Source organism: Acidimicrobiales bacterium (genome assembly GCA_036491125.1).
GTDB lineage: Bacteria > Actinomycetota > Acidimicrobiia > Acidimicrobiales > AC-9 > AC-9.
In genome coordinates this window covers 31985-50260 of record DASXCO010000094.1, presented here as the reverse complement: position 1 = coordinate 50260, position 18276 = coordinate 31985, and the positions used below count along the sequence as shown (strand labels likewise).

Here is an 18276-nt window from a genome sequence, read left to right as displayed (position 1 = left end):
GTCAGGTCGCACAGTATGGTGACCTCGTGCGACTCCGGTATCGGGACGAGGACGAGGACTTTCGTCGCGAGCTGAGGGAGTGGCTCGAGGCCAACGCCCCGCCCGAGCAGCAGTTCATGGAGGCCAAGCTGTCGAGCGCCCACCTCCCCGACTGGGCCCGGGCGTGGCAGCGCCGGCTCTTCGACGCGGGTTGGCTGGTGCCAGGGTGGCCGCCCGAGCTGGGCGGGCGCAACGCCAACGCCGTGCAGCAGATGATCTACTTCGAGGAGATGGCTGCCGGCGAGATCCCGCGGTCGCTCAACCCGCAGGGCCTGTCTATTGTCACGCCGTCGATCGTCGACCACGGCACGGATGACCAGCGTCGGCTGTGGGCACTGCCGACCCTCCGAGGCGAGATCACCTGGTGCCTGGGCATGAGCGAGCCGGGAGCCGGGAGCGACCTGGCGTCGCTCTCGACCCGGGCGGTCCTCGACGGCGACGGGTTCGTGGTGAACGGCCAGAAGGTATGGACGTCGGGCGCCCATCACGCCGATTGGTGCCTGTGCTTCGTCCGCAGCGACCCGGCGGCGCCGAAGCACCGTGGCATCAGCGCCTTGATCATCGACATGCGATCGCCCGGGATCACCTGTCGACCGCTGCCCGAGCTGACCGAGCCGCACCGCGCCGACTTCAACGAGGTCTTCTTCACCGACGTGAACGTCCCCGCCGCCAACCTGCTGGGCGAGCTCCACGACGGCTGGAGGATCACCCAGGGGTCGCTGTCGCACGAGCGGGGGATGCTGTGGATCGCCAACGCCCACAGCGTCCAGCGGGGGGTGGAGGAGCTCATCGAGCTGGGCCGGGCCCAGGGAGACGGCCGGCCCGGGAGGCCGGCCCAGGGAGACGGCCGGCCCGGGAGGCCGGCCCAGGGAGACGGCAGGCCCGGGAGGCCGGCCCAGGGAGACGGCCGGCCCGGGAGGCCGGCCCTGGGAGACGGCAGGCCCGGGAGGCCGGCCCAGGGAGACGGCAGGCCCGGGAGGCCGGCCGACGACGACGTGTTTCGCGACCGGGTGGCGTCGCTGGTGATCGACGCCCACGCCATCACGCTCCTGGGCTATCGGGGGTTCGGCAAGTTCTCCCGCGGCCAAGCGTCGCCTGAGCACCTCCTCCTCAAGCTCTACAGCAGCGAGGTGGAGCGGAGGCTCTACCTCACCGGCGTCGAGGCCCTCGGCGCCGAGGCCATCGACACCTCGATCCCGGGTCCGGGGGGCTGGCGGGAGGGTGCCTGGGCGGCCCAGTACCTCCGCTCGTTCTCGGGTACGATCGCTGGCGGGACGAGCGAGATCCAGCGGAACATCCTCGCCGAGCGGGTCTTGGGCCTGCCCCGGGGCTGAGGCCAGGCTGGGCGGAAATCACCCACTCGGGCGTCCCAACCCCGTACGGTCGTAGGACGCCCTGGCGGTGGCTGCCGGGGACGAGGAGGTGTCATGAACAAGGCTGAGCTGGTCGACAAGGTGGCGGCCGAGGCAGGCGTGGAGAAACGAGAGGCCGAAGCGGTCCTCGCGGCGGCCTTTCGGGCGGTCGTGGACGGCGTCAAGGCTGGCGACAAGGTGGCCTGGCCCGGGTTCGGGACCTTCTCGGTCTCCCAGCGGGCGGCGCGGATGGGTCGCAATCCCCAGACAGGTGCAGCGATCTCGATTCCCGCGAGCAAGGCGCTGCGCTTCAGTCAGGCGTCGGCGGTCAAGGAGACGCTGAGCAACTAGCGGCGAGCCGGCGACGCTGCGTCCCTGATGACGGGGGCGACGTCGCCGGCGAACCGGGCCAACGTCTCGGGCTCCCCGAAATCCGAGAACTGCAGGATGCACAGCTCCACCCCGAGAGCGGCCTCGGAGGCCAGGGCGGCGGCGATCTCGTCGGCGGTTCCGGCGAGTAGGCCGCCCCACGATCCGAAGCGTCGTTGGGCGGTGGCGACCACCTCGCCGCGATCCTGGCGGCTGGGGGCCAGTGCCACGGGGTGCTGCGTCGAGACCCGGGCCTGCCCGATCTGGTGCCGCAGCACACCGAGCCGGTCGACGGCGGTGGACGGGCAGTTCCACCAGTCGGCGTGGCGGGCCACCAGGGGCAGGGTGAGCCGGGGACCGGCGCCGCCGACGTGGATGGGAACCCGGCCCTGGGCCGGGACCGGTCGCCCGATGGCGTCGGTCAGGCGGTAGTAGCGCCCTTCGTAGTCGAATCGCCGGCCGTCGAACATGAGCCTCAGGATGTCGAGGGTCTCCGACAACCGGCCGGCGCGAACCCCGGGTCCGTCGGCGGCGAAGCCGTAGGCCCGCAGCTCCTGCTCCACCGATCCCCAGCCGATGCCGAGCTCCAGGCGTCCGCCGCTCAGCACGTCGAGCGTCGCCGCCATCTTGGCCAGCAGCGCCGGGTGTCGAAAGGCGTCACACAACACCAGGTGCCCGATGCGGATCCGCGACGTGCGCGCTGCCAACGCGGTTGCGATCGTCCACGCTTCGAAGGTGTCGGCCTCTGGCATCGCCGGCGCGGCGAGATGATCCATGAACCACACCGAATGGAAGCCGTGTGCCTCAGCGGCCAGCACCCGTTCCTCGATCGCCCTGAACGACATGCGCAGCTGGGGCAGGTACAGGGCGTACTCCACCACGGGACTCTATCGTGCCGGTCGCGCTGTTCCTCTGCTCGGACCCCAGCCGGTACCTGACGGGCCAGACCCTGTTGGTTGGACGGCGGCGGCTTCCTCTTCGCTCGAGTCGCCGAGTCACCCCGGAGTCCTGCTCTCGCCATCCCTGACTACCATGTCAGGGTCCGCTGAGCCCCCTGGAGGTCTCCGGCCGCATGCCGATCCACTATGAGGAGCGCGACGGCCACGTGGTGGTGATCACCATCGACCGGCCCGAGACGCGCAACGCGCTGGACATGTACCACTTCCGGGACCTGACCCAGGCGTGGCGGCGCTTCAAGGACGATCCCGACGCCTGGGTGGCGATCATCACGGGCGTCGACGACGCCTACTGCGTCGGTGCCGACCTCAAGACCTACATCCCACAGGTCACGGCGCTGGCGGAGAAGATCGGCTCGGGCGAGGTCACCGAGGTCGACGGCTGTCGGCTGACCGACGGGACGTACGCCGTGTTGCGCAACGTCGAGCTGTACAAGCCGATCGTGGCCGCGGTGAACGGGCCCTGCGTGGCGGGTGGGATGGAGATGCTGGGGGGCGTCGACATCCGCATCGCCAGCCCCGACGCCACCTTCGGGGTGATGGAGCCCAAGCGGGGTCTCTTCGCCGGGGGAGGGACCACCGTCCGCCTTCCTCGCCAGGTGGCGTTCCCGGCGGCGATGGAGTTCCTCCTCACCGCCGAGGCCTTTCCGGCGCAGCGGGCCCTGGAGGTCGGCCTCATCAACGAGATCGTTCCCCGTGAGCAGCTCCTCGATCGAGCGCTCGAGTGGGCCGGACGGATCACCGCCAACGGCCCGCTCGCGGTGCGGGCGACCAAGGAGAGCGTGCTGCGGGGCCTGGCCGTCACCCTCGAGGAGGCCTACAAGATCGAGCAACAGCTGTCGAACATGGTCTTCAAGAGCGAGGACGCCAAGGAGGGGCCTCTGGCCTTCGCCGAGAAACGGCCTCCGCGGTGGAAGGGGAGGTAGGTGGCCGACGTCGATCCCCGCACCCCGTGCCTGATCGGTGTTGGTCAGCGTGTCTGGCGCTCGGCGGACTTCCCGAACGGAGCCCCTGAGCCCCTCGTCATGTGGGACGAGGTGGCGCGCGCCGCCGCTGCGGACAGCGGCCGAGCCGCGGTCCTCGAGCAGCTGGACAGCCTGCAGATCGTGTACTGCCAGAGCTGGCAGTACGACGACCCTCCGGGGCGCCTGGCGGAGCCGCTGGGCGCGTCGCCGCGCCACCGTCTCTACTCGGGTATCGGCGGGACCACGCCCCAGCTGCTGGTGCAGACCACGGCAGAGTCCATCCTCCGGGGAGAGTCGGACCTGGCCCTGATCACCGGAGCCGAGTGCCTCGAGACACGACGCCAGATGAAGAAGGCGGGGACGAAGCCGGCGTGGAGCTACCCGGACCCCGAGCGCAAACCCTTCCCGTTCGAGGCCCCGTTCCACCCCGCCGAGGTGACGCACGAGGTCTTCCAGGCCTGGCTGACGTTCGCGGTGTGGGACATCGCCCGGCGCGCCCATCTCCACATCGAGCCGGAGGCCTACCGCCATCAGCTCGGTGAGCTGATGGCTCCCATGACCGACGTGGCCGCCGCCAACCCCTACGCCTGGTTCCCGACGCGACGCAGCGCCGAGGAGCTGACGACGGCCAGCCCCGACAACCGCATGGTCGGGTACCCGTACACGAAGTACATGGTCTCGATCATGGACGTCGACATGGCCGCCGCGGTCATCATCGCCAGTCACGAGAAGGCTGACGCCCTCGGTATCGCGCCCGACCGCCGGGTGTACCTCAGGGGGTGGTGCTTCGCCACCGATCCGGTGTACGTGGCCGAGCACGATCCCACGTGGGCGTCACCGGCCATGCGTGTCGCGGATGCCGAGGCCCTCCGGGTGGCCGGAGTCGGCATCGACGACGTCGGCCATCTGGATCTCTACAGCTGCTTCGGCAGCTCGATCAACTTCGCACTCGACGCGCTCGGCCTGGCCCAGGATGACCAGCGGGGTGTGACCGTTACAGGGGGCCTGCCCTTCGCCGGTGGGGCGGGGAGCAACTACATGACGCACTCCATCGCCACCATGGCTGACGTCCTCAGGCAGGATCCCGGTGCGCTCGGGTTGGTCACCGGCGTGGGGATGCACATGACCAAGCACGTCTCGGGCCTCTACTCCACGACACCCGGTCCGGTTCGCCCGCCGAGCTCGGCCGAGGTCCAGTCCGGCCTGGACGCCCGGCCCCGGCGGGCGATCCGCGACGTTGCCTCCGGTGAGGCCAGCATGGCTACCTACACCGTCGCCCACGGCCGTGACGGCGCCGCCGACTGGGGCCTGGCCGTGTGTGACCTGCCCGACGGCACGCGTTGCTACGCCAGGATGGAGGACGCCGATCTGCTGGCCGAGGCCGAGCAGCGCGAGCTCGTCGGTGCGCGTGTCGAGCTCGTCCCCGGAGAGGGGAACGTCAATCTGGTGAAGCCCTGATGCTGGCCTCGGACCTCGAAGGCCGCAACGCCGTGGTCATCGGCGGCGGCAGCGGTATCGGGCGAGGCATCGCCCTGGCGCTGGCCGCCGAGGGGATGCGCGTGGTGGTCGGCGACATACAAGGCGAGTCGGCGGCGGCGGTCGCCGAGGAGATCTTGACCACCGGGGGTGCCGCCACCCACGTCAGCGTCGACGGCAGGGACCGCGCCTCCCTGGCAACTCTGGCTGATCGGGCGGTCGCCCGCTACGGCGCAGTCCACGTCCTGTCGACGAACGTGGGAGTGTTCGCCAACCGTCCCCTCGACTCGGCCGCCGACGAGGATTGGTCCTGGATCATCGAGCTCAACCTGATGTCGGCCGTCAGGGCAGTCGACGTGTTCCTTCCGTATCTGCGCGCCAGCGGCCCGCCGGCGGCTGTCGTGGTCACGGCCTCGATGGCCGCCCTTCGGTGCGTGCCTCCTGCCCGGGCTGGTGGGGTTCATCTCGGCTTGTACACCACGACCAAGCACGCCCTTCTTGGCTTCACCGAGACGCTTCGCACCGAGCTCGAACCTGAGGGCATCGGCGTCTCGGTCCTCTGCCCGGGGCAGGTCCACTCCAACTTGATGGAGACGTCGCTTCGGCTCGCTCCGGGCGCCGGCGAACAGCGCACGGATGTCACCACGTGGGCGCAACGGCCGGAGCACGCGATGTCCGGAGAGGAGGTTGGCCAGTGTGTCGTGCGCGGCATCACCGCCAACCGTTTGCACATCCTGACCCATCCGGACGCCCGCGCCGGCATCGAGGCGCGGCACCAGGCCCTGATGGCGGACTTCGAGTATTTCGCCCGATCGTGACGCGGTGCGGCTCTAGTGGCCTCTCGCCATTGACCGCTCGGCGTGATCGGCCCACGCAGCCAGGTCGGGGTCGGCGGCCAGCTGCGTGGCGTACTTCTTCCTGGCTTCCTGGCGCTTGGCGGGCAGGTACTCAGTTGGCCAGAGGCCGGGGTGGGGCCGATAGCCCTTGAGCACGTTGCGGGCGACCGTGACCTTGTGGACCTCGTCGACGCCATCCTGAATTGCCATGGTCGGGGCGCTGGCCCACATGGCCTGGAGGGGAGTGAGGTTGGTGGTCCCGAGCGAGCCCAGGATGTGCAGGGCCCGGTAGGTCACCTCGCGGAGGACCTTTCCGCAGGTGTACTTGCACGCGGCGATCTGGGTGCGGGCCTCCTGGGTGCTGGAGTTGTCGATCGTCCACGCCGTCCACAGGACGAGGAGACGCAGCATGTTGATCTCGGCGTAGGAGTCGGCGATGGCCTCCTGGACCATCTGGTGTTCGCCGATGACCTTGCCGTGTGACTCGCGACTGAGGGCGCGCTCGCACATCATGTCGAAGGCCCGCTTCACCTGGGCGACGGTGCGCATGGCGTGGTGGATGCGGCCGCCGCCGAGGCGCCGCTGGGCAAGGACCTTGGCGCCGTCCTCCGGCCCGAGCAGGTGGTCCAGTGGCACCCGCACGTCGTTGTACCGGACGTGGTTGTGCGTCTGCGGGTAGTCCATGAACTCCACGCCCGGCGTCTCCCGGGGGACCACGAACATGCCGTTGGTGCACATCACGAAGAGGATGTCGGCGCGAGCACCCAGGCTGGTGAACCACTTCTCGCCGTTGATGACCCACTCCTCGCCGTCACGAATGGCGTGGGTGTGGAACAGGTTGGGATCCGACCCCCCCTGGGGCTCGGTCATCGAATAGGCCGAGAAGATCTCCTGGTTCATGAGCGGGCGCAGCCAGCGCTGCTTCTGCTCCTCGGTCCCGTAGGCGGCGAGCATCTCCATGTTCCCCGTGTCGGGGGCGGAGGTGCCGAAGACGACCGGCGCCGAGCCGTAGCGGCCGAGGATCTCGTTGAGGAGCGCCAGGTTGAGCTGGCCGTAGCCGGGACCGCCGAGCTCCTCGTCGAGGAAAAGAGCCCACAGCCCGCGGTCCTTGACCCGCTGCTTGAGCGGATCGGCAAGGGCCTTGGCCTTGGGGTTGCGCGACCAGGGCGCTCCGGGGAACACCAGGTCGAGGGGCTCGATCTCGGTCCGACAGAACTCCTCCACCCAGTCGAGCTGTTCCTGAAAGTCCGGATCGGTCGAGAAATCCCAGGCCACGATCGCCTCCTCTGTGGGCCCACGTCGGCGCGAGCGATGTCGAGATTAGTTCCGGCCCCGGAGACGACGCTGATCGAGGGTAGGCGGCGGGCTAGTCCTTCACTAGGTCGTCGAGGCGCTGGAGGGTGTCGATGAACTCCTCGACCATCTCCAGCACCACCCGGCGGGTAGGTCGCACCGTGTCCATCGAGCCCACGACCTGCCCCACGAAATACGTGACCAGGTCGTTCGCACCGGTGCCCTCTTTGCCGGCGACGCGGTGGATGCGGCGCATGGCGTCGCCGATGAGAAGTGGCTGGATCGGCATCGGCAGGGGGTCGGGGCCGTCGGGACGCTCCCACTCGTCGGTCCACGCTGTGCGCAGCATCCTCGCCGGCTTCCCGGTCATTGATCGTGACCGCACCGTGTCCCCGAGGCCCGCCCGTAGGAACTTGTCCTTGACCACCGGTGGTGTCTCGGCCTCCTCGGTCGTCAGCCACACCGAGCCGCACCACGCGCCGTCGGCCCCGAGGGCCAGGCCCGCCGCCAGCTGACGGCCGCGGGCGATGCCCCCGGCGGCGAGCACGGGAACCGGTGCGACCACGTCGACCACCTCGGGCACGAGCACCATCGTGGCGACCAGGCCCGTGTGGCCGCCGGCCTCGGTCCCTTGGGCCACGATCAGGTCGGCGCCCGCCTGCACATGCCTGCGGGCGTGCTCGACCGAGCCCGCGAGGGCGGCGACCGGGATGTCGGAAGCGTGGGCGCGCTCGATGAAGTGTGTCGGCGGCGGACCGAGGGCGGATGCCACCAGGCGGGTCTGATGCCCGAAGAGCACGTCGAGGAGGGGCGCCATGCTCCTGGGGTCGATCCGCAACCCGCCGATGCCACTGAAGGCTGCGCCGTCGGCGGGGGCAGGCGGCACGTGGTAGCGGCTCAGGAGGTCGTCGACCCAGGCCGCGTGCTCCTCGGGTACGAGGCCTCGCAGCTGGGTGCGATCGAGCCCACCCTCCTCGGCGCCGGCGAACTTCTCGGGTACGAGCAGGTCGACCCCGTAGGGCTTGCCCTTCACCTCCTGCTCGATCCAGCTGAGGTCGATGTCGAGCTGTTCCGGGTTGTGGGCCACGGCGCCGAGCACGCCGCAACCACCGGCATTGGTGACCGCCGCTACGACGTCGCGACAATGGCTGAAGCCGAAGATGGGAACGTCGATGCCGACGAGATCGGTTGCCGCAGTGCGCATGGATGAGTTTCCTCCGTCAGCTCGACCGAGGTAGCCCCAGGATACGTTGGGCGATGATGTTCTTGTTCACCTGGGTAGTGCCCCCGGCGATGGTGAGTGAGCGTGAGGCGAGCAGATCCCGCGCCCAGGGCCCGTCGGCGGCCACCCGACCGAGCACGTCGGCGGCGACCTCGGCGAGGTGTTGCCCGGCCTGGCTCCAGACGAGCTTGGCGACGCTCGACTCGGGCCCGAGCTCCCGCCCGTGGATGGCCGCCGAGAGGGCGCGGTCGCTGAGGAGCTTGAGGAGCTCTCCCTCGAGGTAGACGCCGGCCAGGCGCTGGCGGAGCACCGGGTCCTGCGACGCCGGTCGTCCGTCGATCATGGTCGATCGGGCGAGATCGAGGAGGGTCCTGATCCTCTTGCGCAGCCCCAGGTGGAGATCGGCGACGCCGCCGCGCTCGTGGGTGAGGGTGGTCATGGCCACCCTCCAGCCGTCGTTCTCCGATCCGAGGAGACTCGAGCTCGGTACCCGTACATCGGTGAAGAAGATCTCGTTGAAGTCCCGCTCGCCGGTGATGGTGACGAGCGGGCGGACCTCGATACCGGGGAGCGTCATATCGACGAGCAGGCAGCTGATGCCGCGATGGCGGGACACCGAGGGGTCGGTCCGCACGAGGACCTCGCACCAGTTCGCCAGGTTTCCCAGGGTGTTCCAGACCTTCTGGCCGTTGACGAGGTAGTGGTCGCCGTCCCGCACGCCAGACATCCTCAGCGAGGCCAGGTCCGAGCCGGCGTCAGGCTCGGAGAAGCCCTGGCACCAGATGTCGTCGCCACGCCGCATCCTGGGGAGGAGCCGCCGCTTCTGCTCCTCTGTCCCGTGCGCCATGATCGCCGGGGCGATGTTCGAGATGCCGATGGGGTTGAGCGTCCCTGGCGCGCCGGCCCGGTTCATCTCCTCGGCCAGCACGACCTGCTCCATCACGCCGGCGCCGCGGCCGCCGTACTCCTCGGGCCAGGCGATGGCGGCGTAGCCAGCGTCGGCAAGCTTGGCGTTCCACTCCCGTAGCAGGGCCACGTCCTCGTGGTCGGCGTCGGTCGCGCTGGCCCATGTCGCGCCCCGGAGGCGGTCGCTCAAGTTGGCGTCCAGCCAGGTCCGGAGCTCGTGTCGAAGCTTTTCCGCCTCGGGCGGGTAGTCGAAGTCCATGGCGATGGCGGGTCAGCGGGCGGAGGTGGCCCGGGTCGCTCGCGCCGTCCGGGCCGGCTGCTTTCCCGGGCCGGCCTCCCGGGCCGGCCGTCGCCGGCCTCCGAAGAGCCCGATGTGGGCGATCGTCGTCAGGGTGTCCAGCATCTGGTCTCTGGTCACCGTGGTCTGCCTGCTGAGCAGGTAGTAGTTGAAGCGCTCGATCATGGCCACCATGGCCAGGGCAGCGATCTGCGGGTCGACGCCAACCACGCTCGTCCGGTCGATGCGGTCGATGAGCACCTGGGTGAACCGGGTCATGAGCTCGGTTCCCAGGCGACCGAACTCGCTCGCTCCCGTCTCGGCCTCCGTCCAGGCCTGGATCACGGCGCGGTGGCGCCGATAGAGGTCGGCGAACCGACCCATCCACTGACGGAGCTCAGCGAAGCCCTCACGGTCGGGTCCCACGGGTCCCAGCGACTCGGCCAGGGCGACCATGGCGTCGGCCACGTCCAGGGCCAGGGCCCGAAACAGGTCTTCCTTATTGGCGAAGTACAAGTAGAACGTACCGTGAGAGGTCTCTGCCGCCTTGACGATGTCGTCGACCCGCGCCGCCTGGTAGCCCCGCTGGCGCAGCACGTCCACCCCGGCATCGAGCAGCCGACCCATCGTGCGCTGGCCCCGGGCCCGCAGGGCCCGATCCCGAGCGGGACCACCCTGCCCTGACCGGGCGCCGTCTCCGCTCGACCGGCCCGACCCGGTCCGTCGCTTGGACGCGGAGCCCGACCCCCTCGCCGCCGAGCCCGCCGAGCCCTTGGTGGCGGCAGTCCTTGTCGGCTTCTTGCCGGTCGCCCTCTTGCCGGTTGCCACCCGCGCCGAGCGTAGTGCCGAAACACGACACGCACGTCAGCTTGGGCCCGTCGAGCACCGCCGACTCGAGCGGCTAGCTTTCGACGCATGCTGCTCGACGGAAGGGTTGCGGTCGTGACCGGCGCCGGCCGGGGCATCGGCCGCGAGATCGCCTTATGCCTCGCCCAGCAGGGCGCCAGTGTCGTCGTCAACGATGTCGGCGTGTCGCTCGACGGCCGGGGCGGCGACAATGACGCCGCAGCCCAGGCGTGCGCCGACATCGAAGCAGCGGGAGGAAAGGCGGTACCGTCCTACGACTCGGTGAGCGAGTTCGCCGCCGCCGGACGCATCATCGAGACCGCTGTCGACACCTTCGGCCGGATCGACATCCTGGTCAACAACGCCGGCATCATCCGGGACCGGACCCTGGTGAAGATGAGCGAAGACGACTTCGACGCCGTGGTAGCCGTCCACCTGAAGGGCACGTTCAACTGCACGCGGCACGCGGCCGAGCGGATGCGGGAGGCGGGCTACGGACGCATCGTCAACATCACCTCGTCGGCGGGTCTTCGCGGCAACTTCGGCCAGACCAACTACGGCGCCGCCAAGGCCGGCATCATGGGGATGACCTTCGTGTGGGCCCTCGAGCTGGCCCGCAACGGCATCACGGTCAACGCCGTGGCGCCGGCGGGTACCACCCGCATGACGGCCGGGCTCTACGAGCGGACGGGGAGCGAGCCGCCCCCCGACCAGGACCCCTCGCTCAACGCTCCGCTCGTCGCCTTCCTCGCTTCCGAGCAGGCGTCGTACGTCAACGGCCAGGTCCTGGGCCGGACGGGCTACGCCTTCACCCTCTTCCAGACGCCCCGCCAGGTGGCGGCCATGTGGCGGGACGGAGGGTGGGACCCCGAAGGCGTGGCCGAGCACTTCCACGAGGTCCTCGGCCAGCATCTGCAGCCGGTGGGCATGCCAGCCCATCCCCTCATCGGCAAGAAGGACTAGGCGTTCACCACCGCGCCCCGTAGCGGTCGCGGTGGGCCTTCTCCGCGAGCGGTTGGCGCCGCGGGCGACCCAACGCACGAACCGGCCAACCCAGGGGGACGACGGCGAGAGGGTGGACCGGGTCGGGGAGCGCCAGCGCCGTGCGCAGCTCGCTGTCGAAAGAGACGGGCAGCGTGGTGAGCGCCGACCCCAACCCGAGGGCGGTGGCCGCAAGGAGCAGGTTCTGGATGGCGGGAAAGATCGATGCCTGCAGGGTCACCTCCAGGCCCAGCCGCGTGTCGCCACACACCACGACCAGGATCGGCGCCCCGGCCACGCCCCCCGCGGCGCCGCGATCGACGTCCGCGAGGAGACCGGAGGCCAGCCTGTCCTCCGAGTGCTGGCGACCCCCTCCCTCCCACGCCCGTCTGGTGAGGTCCCCGATCACGGCCCGCAGCCCGGGGTCCCGGACGACGACGAAGGCCCAAGGTTGACGGTTCTCAGCGCTCGGGGCGAACGTGGCCGCAGCGAGGCAGCGCACGACGAGCTCGTCCTCCACGGGATCGGGCCGGAACTGCCGACACGCACGCTGGCGGCCGACGACGTCGAAGAGGTCCGCCATCGGTGGGATCATAATAATGTGACGCCCGTGTCAGGAGACGGGGTGCTCGGTGCGACGGCAGCCAACGCGGGCGCGCCGCGGCGAGACGCGCCCGCTCCCGGAGCCGCGCCGATGCCAGCGCCGACCGCCGCCGCCCTCCTACGGCGCAATGCGTCAGACCCGGACATCTCGCCCCGGCCCGCCGTGCGCTTCGGCGAGCGCAGCTGGACCCACGGCGAGTACGTGGCCGAGTGCCGGCGGTGGGCGAACCTGTTCGTCTCCCGCCGTCTGCCGGGACGCCCCTTCCACGTCGGCGTGCTGCTGGACAACGTCCCGGACTACCTCTTCGCTCTCGGGGGCGCGGCCCTCGCCGGGGCCGCGATCGTGGGGCTCAACCACACCCGTCGCGGCGAGAGCCTGCGGCGCGACATCGCCCACACCGACGTGGCCATGATCGTGACCGAGCCCCGACACCAGCCCCTGCTGGAGCCCATCGTCGACGGTCTGGGCCTGTCGGAGGGCGGCGTGCTGGTGTCCCGGCGGTTCGCCGACCCGGGCGATCCCGAGCCCCGATTGGGCGGCTCGCTGGACGAGGCCCTGGCCGAGGTTGGTGACGGGGATCCGCCTGTCGACGATCCTTCGCCGGACTCCATCTGGGCCCTCGTGTTCACCTCCGGAACGTCCGACGCCCCGAAGGCGGTGATCTGCAGCCAGCGACGGATCATGGTCACCGGCAACCGCATGGGCATGCTGCTCGGCCTCGGTCCCGACGATGTCGGTTACGTCAGCATGCCGCTGTTCCATTCCAACGCCGTCATGGTCGGCTGGGCACCGTCGATCGTCCACGGAGGATCGGTCGGCCTGGCCCGGCGGTTCAGCGCCTCGCGCTGGCTCGAGGACGTGCGGCGGTACGGAGCCACGTACTTCAATTACACGGGCAAGCCGCTCTCCTACATCCTCGACACTCCGGCGCGGGCCGACGACGCCGACAACCCCATGCGGATCGCCTTCGGCAACGAAGGATCGCCGCAGGTGGTCGAGGCGTTCGGCGCCCGCTTCGGCGTCGAGGTGATCGACGCCTTCGGAGCCACCGAGGGTGGTGTGGCGGTCAACCGCGAGCCGGGGATGCCGCCGGGAGCCATGGGCCGGGTGGGCGAAGCGGTGAAGGTCGTCGGTGAGGACGGCCGGTTCCTTCCGGGGGCCCGCTTCGACGCGGCCGGCCGGCTGGTCAACGCCGAGGAGTGCGTCGGCGAGATCGTGAGCACTGCCGGTTCCGGTCCCTTCGAGGGCTACTACAACAACCTCGAGGCCAACGCCCGAGCCACCCGTCGGGGCTGGTACTGGAGCGGTGACCTCGGCTACGTCGATGGCGAGGGGTACCTCTACTTCGCCGGACGGACGGCCGAGTGGATCAGGGTCGACGGCGAGAACTTCCCCGCCGGCCCCATCGAGTCGGCGCTGTCCCGCCATCCCGACGTGGTCGTCGCCGCCGCCTACGGCGTACCTGACGAGCAGGCGGGTGATCAGGTCATGGCCTGCGTCGTGCTTCGAGACGGGCGCCGACCCGATGGTGCGGCGCTCGCCGCGTGGCTCGACGGCCAGGCCGACGTCGCCCCAAAGTGGCGGCCCCGCTACCTCAGGATGACCGCCTCCATGCCGGCCACGGCGACGAACAAGATCGTGAAGCGGACGCTCGTCCACCAGAAGTTCCGATCGGACCGGACGGGAGGCGACACGATCTTCGTGCGGGGTCGCGGCGAGCCCGCCTATCGACCATTCACCCCCGACGACGAGCGGCGCCTCGAGGAGTCCTTCGTCGCCGCCGGGCGTCAGCGGTTCTGGGACCTCTGAGAGTCGGCCAATGGATCTCTCCCTGCGAGCCGAGGACGAGGCCTTCGCCCGCGATGCCCAGCAGTGGTTCGGCGAGCACGGGGAGACACCGCCTCTGTTCCGATCGATCGACGAGGAGGTGGCGTGGGGCCGCCGCTGGCAGGCCAAGCTGGCGGCCGATCGCTGGGTGGGTATCGACTGGCCGGCCGAGCACGGCGGGCGAGGGGCCACGGCCGTGCAGGTGGCGCTGTTCAACCTCGAGTACGCCCGCTCGGGCGCGCCCCAGCCCGTCAACCGGGTTGGCATCAACCTGGCCGGTCCGACCCTGCTGGCCCACGGCACCGGGGACCAGCGCCGGAGATGGCTGCCGCCGATCCTCGACGCGACCGAGATCTGGTGTCAGCTCTACAGCGAGCCGGGCGCCGGCTCCGACCTCGCCTCGCTGGCGACGCGGGCCGAACCCGCCGACGGTGGATGGCGGGTCACGGGTCAGAAGGTCTGGACCTCCTACGCCCAGTTCGCCCGGTGGGGCCTGGCTCTGGCGAGGACCGATGCCGAGGGACCGCGTCATCGTGGCCTCTCGTGCCTGGTGATCGACATGGAGGGGCCCGGCGTCGACATCCGGCCGCTCGTCCAGATCACCGGTGACGCCGAGTTCAACGAGGTCTTCCTCGATGGCGCTTTCGTCCCGACCGACCGTCTCGTGGGTGCCATCGGCGGCGGCTGGGCGGTCGCGGGCACGACGCTGGCCCACGAGCGGGGCACCAACTTTCCCTTCAAGGAGCAGGTGCTCCACGAAGCCCGCCTGGATGCGCTGTACCGCCTGGCCGTCGACAACGGCAGGCTCGACGACCCCCTTGTCGCCGACGGACTGGCGCAAGCCTTCGTGGAGCTGCGCGTCCTGCGTCTCCATAACTGGCGGACCCTCTCGCGGCTCGAGCGGGGCGAGGCGCCGGGCCCGGAGTCGAGCTGGGTGAAGCTGGCTTGGACGGCGATGACCCAACACCTGTCACAGCTCGCCCTCGACGTGGTGGGTGAGGCCGCGCCACTGTGGGGTCGGGCCGACGGCAACCCCGCTGAAGGGGGCTGGCAGCGTCAGTGGCTGTGGAGCAAGGCGGCCAGCATCGCCGGAGGTACATCGGAGATCCAGCGCACGATCATCGGCGAACGGCTGCTCGGTCTTCCCCGCGGCTAGCAGTACCGCCATCGACCAGCGCCCTGCTCGCCCTGATGGCGAGGGCGACGATCGTGAGGGTTGGGTTGTAGCCCGAAGAGGTGACGAAGACCGACGAGTCGGTGCAGATCATGTTCTCCACGTCGTGGAACCGACCATAAGGGTCTACGACACTCGTGCGCGGGTCGGTCCCCATGCGGCAGGTGCCCATGACGTGGCGGCTGATCGGGGTCCACCCCATGGCGGCGGCCGAGTCCTCGTCCGTCGGGGGCGAGGTGGTTCTTGCGGTCCAGGAAGCTCCCGCCTCGGTGTGGATGGCCTCCAGCTTCGGTCCCCAGTGGTCGGAGGCGGCCAGCTCGTGGCGGTGCGGCGAGTAGGTCACCCGGCCTGCCGGCAGACCGTGGATGTCGTGCACCGAGGGATGGAGGTCGACGCGGTTGGCGGCTTGGGGCATGTCCTCGCCCTGCATGGTGAAGACCCACAGCCGATCGCGCAGCATCGACGAGCGCATGAGCTCCTTGTGGAGCGAGCCTGGCGGGCAGTTGAGTGCCTCGGTGATGGGGCCCGTGCCGCCACCATGCTCGACCGTGCCGCCGCTGAACCAGGGGAGGCCCGCCCGCCGGGCGGCGGCGAGGTCGTCGCCGTTCGGAGCCACGAAGTCGTCGTGGTGGTGCGTGACGGTTCGACCCCGGTTCGGATGGAGGCTGAACGGAAACGACGCCGCCACATAGGTCTGGAAGTGGAACATCAGGAGCCTTCCGACCAGACCCGAGGAGTTGGCGATCCCGGTGCGAAGCAGCAGGCGGGGCGTCTCGAAGGCGCCGGCGGCGAGCACGACGTGGCCGGCCGTCACCTCGTGGACGTCGCCGCCGGCGTCGAGGTAGCGCACGGACCGCGCCCGTCGACCCGATCCGTCGACGGCGACATCGGTGACCATTGCCCGGGCACGGATCTCGCACCGCCCGCTGCGCAGGGCTCGGCGCAACGAGGACACCGCGTCTCCCTTGGCGTGGATCGGGCAGCCGTACTGCCCGCAGAACCCGCAGTTGTTGCACGCCGGCCGTCCGTCGTAGTCCGTGCTGTTGACCCCGGTGGGTGCCCGGTAGGGGTGGTAGCCCAAGCGGGTTGCAGCGTCGGCCGACAGAATCGCTCCGTACATGTCGGGCCCGGGAGGCATCGGATAGGGCCCGGACCGCCAGGACTCGAAGGGGTTGATCCCAGCCTCGCCGGCGACTCCCACGAGACGCTCGGCCTCGGCGTAGCAGGGCTCGAGATCGGCGTAGTCGAGCGGCCAGTCGGCCAGGTCGGCGCCGTCGATCGGGCCGCGCTCGGACAGCAGGCGGAAGTCCACCTCGCGAAAGCGCGGCATCTTGGCGTCGGCGTGCACCGCGCCGCCGCCTAGGCCGGAGGGGAGGTTGTTCACCTCACCCACCAGGAGGTGGTCGCCGTCGCCCTCGGCCCTCCGGAAGGCCCGGGGCTCGAGAAGGGGATCCGGGCCGAGGAAGTGGCGGCGCCCGAACTTGATCTCGTCGTTGGAGAAGTCGCCCTTGAGGCCGTAGGGAGGCTCGAGGTCGAGCAGGTGGTTGCGGCCCTTCTCCAGCACGATGACGCTCCACCCGGCCGCGGTGAGCACGTCGGCGGCGGTGGCGCCGCCGGGCCCGCTGCCCACGATGACGGCGTCGGCGTCCAGGTCGCGCCCGTTCACGGCTCCGACACCTCGGCGGCAGTCCAGCCCCTCGGTTGGACGTCGCCCTCGAAGCCGATGGACCGCCAGCCGACGAGGTCGCGGTTGCCCCCGTACTCCGGGGGGCCGTACATCGCCTCGCAGGCGTGCTCGTAGAGCAGCGACCGGAACTCGGGCGCCGCGTCCAGGCGCGCATCCTGGTCTCCTGCCCCCAGCCCGGCGAAGTCGAGCCCGAGGGCCGCGATCCCCGCCTCGTACTGCTCCTGGAGCCCGATCACGGGGCCGTTCCACTCCCGCTCGACTCGGCCCCGCGAGCCCTCGATGCGCGTCCGCCAGGCGAGCTCGTCCAGTGGGTCGAGGGGAACGAAGTCGCCGAACCCCGCTCTTCCCCCGGCGCGGCCCGAGAACGGCCCCCCGGCCCAGATGCGGGGCGGGTCGAAGCGAAACGCCCCCAGCAGGGCGTCGATGTAGTCGGCTGCCCCGGCCGCGGCCGCCCCCGGTGACTCGTCGGCCGGGATCAGGCGCTCGCAGGCGGCGCCGACGACGGCGTGCTCAGCGCTGCTGAGGTGGACGGGCACGAGGCGGCTCCGCTGGTCAGGCCCGGGCGGTGAGGCGGCCGCGGCGACCGGCCAGCTCGACGAGATCGACGTCCATTCGGCTACTCCCCGTCCCACGACGAACCTGACACCAGCGTCACCAGGATCCTACACTTGGCCCTATGACCGAGGTCCGGGAGTTCAGAGACATCAGGCGCGGCGGGGCCGTCGAGGGAGTGCCCGTCGATGCGTTCATGGCCAGTCTCGAGGCCCTGCAGGCCGAGGTGGCGACGGCCCGCAACCACGTATGGGAGCGGGTGGCCGACGGGAGATTGTCCGTCGATCTGGTGAGGCGCCTGGCCAAGGAGTACTACTTCCTGGGGAAGTGGTACACCACCGAGTTCGGGTCACTGGTGGCCAACGCGCCGGACACCGATGCCCTCGACCTCGACTCGAGCGAGCACCACTTCCACTGGCTGCAGAACCTGGCCGACGAGACCGGCTTCGCCGGCGACCGCAACCACGTGGACATGAAGGTCGAGTGGGCGCGGCAGCTGGGCATCACCGACGAGGAGCTCCTGGCCTACCGCCCGCTGCCGGAGACCATCGGGTCGGTCTTCACCAGCCTGTACTACATGCGGCGTTCCTACGAAGAAGGGCTGGCTGCCTTCGGTTGGGCGGGGGAGCGGTTCGCCGCCTCCACCGGCTACGCCAAGATGATGTACGAGGGCCTCCGCGACCACTATGGCGCCGACGTCGAGAACTTCAAGGTCCACGCCTACGCCGAGGAGGACCACGGCGACAAGGCCGACTACCTGCTGCGCAGGGTCGTGATCACGGCCGATCAGCAGCGTCGCGTGCGGCGTGCCGTCGAGCACGTCCTCGTCCTGCGCAACTCCAGGACCGTCGCCTTGAACCGCTGGCTCGAGGAGCCGGGGGCGCTCCGCTCGTAGAAGCCCGCCCCGACGGGGC

17 protein-coding genes are annotated in these 18276 nt (G+C 70.2%); 9 read left to right on the top strand and 8 right to left on the bottom strand.

Going from position 1 to position 18276, the window contains the following annotated elements; translation table 11 throughout:
• The first annotated feature begins 26 nt into the window (after nt 1-26).
• A complete protein-coding gene (locus tag VGF64_08220; GenBank protein HEY1634727.1) occupies nt 27-1373 on the top strand; it encodes an acyl-CoA dehydrogenase family protein in 1347 nt (448 codons plus the stop codon).
• Between the two features lie 93 nt (nt 1374-1466).
• Nucleotides 1467-1742 (top strand): HU family DNA-binding protein, encoded by a 276-nt coding sequence (locus VGF64_08215; GenBank protein ID HEY1634726.1) that lies wholly within the window; start codon nt 1467-1469, stop codon nt 1740-1742.
• On the opposite strand, the gene VGF64_08210 is transcribed toward VGF64_08215, so the two are convergent.
• Complete coding sequence (locus tag VGF64_08210) at nt 1739-2638, bottom strand: LLM class flavin-dependent oxidoreductase (GenBank protein ID HEY1634725.1); 900 nt, start codon at nt 2636-2638, stop codon at nt 1739-1741. The genes VGF64_08215 and VGF64_08210 overlap by 4 nt on opposite strands.
• A 194-nt stretch (nt 2639-2832) precedes the next feature.
• Between VGF64_08210 and VGF64_08205 the strand changes: the two genes are divergently transcribed.
• Genes VGF64_08205 through VGF64_08195 form a run of 3 tightly spaced genes read left to right on the top strand, consistent with a single transcriptional unit; the run spans nt 2833 to nt 5975 of the window.
• A complete protein-coding gene (locus VGF64_08205) occupies nt 2833-3642 on the top strand; it encodes an enoyl-CoA hydratase-related protein (protein ID HEY1634724.1) in 810 nt (269 codons plus the stop codon).
• Complete coding sequence (locus VGF64_08200; GenBank protein HEY1634723.1) at nt 3643-5139, top strand: acetyl-CoA acetyltransferase; 1497 nt, start codon at nt 3643-3645, stop codon at nt 5137-5139.
• Nucleotides 5139-5975 carry an SDR family NAD(P)-dependent oxidoreductase gene (locus tag VGF64_08195; protein HEY1634722.1) on the top strand — a complete coding sequence of 279 codons (837 nt, stop codon included), beginning with the start codon at nt 5139-5141 and terminating at the stop codon, nt 5973-5975. The genes VGF64_08200 and VGF64_08195 overlap by 1 nt, the downstream gene beginning before the upstream one ends.
• Before the next feature lie 12 nt (nt 5976-5987).
• Here the strand turns inward: VGF64_08195 and VGF64_08190 are convergent, their stop codons facing one another.
• The 4 genes from VGF64_08190 to VGF64_08175 form a co-directional block, all read right to left on the bottom strand.
• Nucleotides 5988-7268: an acyl-CoA dehydrogenase family protein gene (locus tag VGF64_08190; protein HEY1634721.1), complete on the bottom strand. Its 1281-nt coding sequence runs from the start codon at nt 7266-7268 to the stop codon at nt 5988-5990.
• A gap of 91 nt (nt 7269-7359) precedes the next feature.
• Nucleotides 7360-8490: a nitronate monooxygenase family protein gene (locus tag VGF64_08185; protein ID HEY1634720.1), complete on the bottom strand. Its 1131-nt coding sequence runs from the start codon at nt 8488-8490 to the stop codon at nt 7360-7362.
• A 16-nt stretch (nt 8491-8506) separates the two neighbouring features.
• A complete protein-coding gene (locus VGF64_08180; protein ID HEY1634719.1) occupies nt 8507-9673 on the bottom strand; it encodes an acyl-CoA dehydrogenase family protein in 1167 nt (388 codons plus the stop codon).
• Between the two features lie 12 nt (nt 9674-9685).
• Entirely contained in the window at nt 9686-10519 is an 834-nt protein-coding gene (locus VGF64_08175; GenBank protein ID HEY1634718.1) for a TetR/AcrR family transcriptional regulator, read from the bottom strand.
• Between the two features lie 87 nt (nt 10520-10606).
• Between VGF64_08175 and VGF64_08170 the strand changes: the two genes are divergently transcribed.
• Complete coding sequence (locus VGF64_08170) at nt 10607-11500, top strand: SDR family NAD(P)-dependent oxidoreductase (GenBank protein ID HEY1634717.1); 894 nt, start codon at nt 10607-10609, stop codon at nt 11498-11500.
• A gap of 4 nt (nt 11501-11504) precedes the next feature.
• On the opposite strand, the gene VGF64_08165 is transcribed toward VGF64_08170, so the two are convergent.
• On the bottom strand, nt 11505-12101 hold the full coding sequence (locus VGF64_08165) for a nitroreductase family protein (protein HEY1634716.1): 597 nt from the start codon (nt 12099-12101) through the stop codon (nt 11505-11507).
• 18 nt (nt 12102-12119) lie between these two features.
• Here VGF64_08165 and VGF64_08160 point away from each other — a divergent pair, with 18 nt between their 5' ends.
• The gene (locus VGF64_08160) at nt 12120-13931 is read left to right on the top strand and encodes an AMP-binding protein (GenBank protein ID HEY1634715.1); all 1812 of its coding nucleotides are present in this window, start codon (nt 12120-12122) and stop codon (nt 13929-13931) included.
• 10 nt (nt 13932-13941) lie between these two features.
• Complete coding sequence (locus VGF64_08155; protein HEY1634714.1) at nt 13942-15105, top strand: acyl-CoA dehydrogenase family protein; 1164 nt, start codon at nt 13942-13944, stop codon at nt 15103-15105.
• On the opposite strand, the gene VGF64_08150 is transcribed toward VGF64_08155, so the two are convergent.
• Together VGF64_08150 and VGF64_08145 are read right to left on the bottom strand one after the other, a co-directional pair.
• A complete protein-coding gene (locus VGF64_08150; protein ID HEY1634713.1) occupies nt 15068-16789 on the bottom strand; it encodes a GMC family oxidoreductase in 1722 nt (573 codons plus the stop codon). The two genes, VGF64_08155 and VGF64_08150, sit on opposite strands and share 38 nt — an antisense overlap.
• Entirely contained in the window at nt 16786-17442 is a 657-nt protein-coding gene (locus VGF64_08145; GenBank protein ID HEY1634712.1) for a gluconate 2-dehydrogenase subunit 3 family protein, read from the bottom strand. The genes VGF64_08150 and VGF64_08145 overlap by 4 nt, the downstream gene beginning before the upstream one ends.
• Nucleotides 17443-17486: 44 nt before the next feature.
• On the opposite strand from VGF64_08145, the gene VGF64_08140 reads away from it, so the two are divergent.
• Nucleotides 17487-18257: an iron-containing redox enzyme family protein gene (locus VGF64_08140; GenBank protein HEY1634711.1), complete on the top strand. Its 771-nt coding sequence runs from the start codon at nt 17487-17489 to the stop codon at nt 18255-18257.
• Nucleotides 18258-18276: the final 19 nt, after the last annotated feature.